Source organism: Bradyrhizobium sp. Kon69 (assembly GCF_055807515.1).
This window is the reverse complement of the sequence record NZ_JBVVOS010000111.1, coordinates 1-464: the sequence shown is the minus strand read 5'-3', so window position 1 is coordinate 464 and position 464 is coordinate 1. Positions and strand designations below refer to the sequence as shown.

Here is a 464-nt window from a genome sequence, read left to right as displayed (position 1 = left end):
AAGCATTATTTTATTTGATTCTGTCCTGGACCTCAGCATTTTCCAGGACTCAGAAACTCTTACGTATTTCGCTCCCCCTTCATCGAGAAACCTTGATACTCTACACTGCCCGGAGGTGAAAAATGACAGAATCAAATAAAATAATGCTTGGCAAGACCCTCTGGAGTGTCGCCGACCAACTGCGCGGACTAATGAATGCAGACGACTTCCGCGATTACATACTTTCATTCTTTCTCCTGCGATATTTATCAGACAATTATGAAAATGCAGCGAAGACAGAACTTGGCGATGACTACCCTAAAGTCAAAGATAAAGACTATTGCGTACCCCTTACCCTTTGGTACGCCAACAACCCGGAAGAGATCACCAAATTCGAAAAACATATGCGCAAGAAGATCCATTATGTACTGCACCCTCAGTATATATGGAGCAGCATCGCGAACATGGCTCGATCTCAAAAAAGC

General features: G+C 43.5%; 1 protein-coding gene. It reads left to right on the top strand.

Features of this window, described 5'->3' with window-relative positions:
• Nucleotides 1–122: 122 nt before the first annotated feature.
• On the top strand, nucleotides 123–464 hold a 342-nt coding region (locus AC0L3U_RS38440), incomplete at its 3' end, for a type I restriction-modification system subunit M N-terminal domain-containing protein (protein ID WP_473364967.1).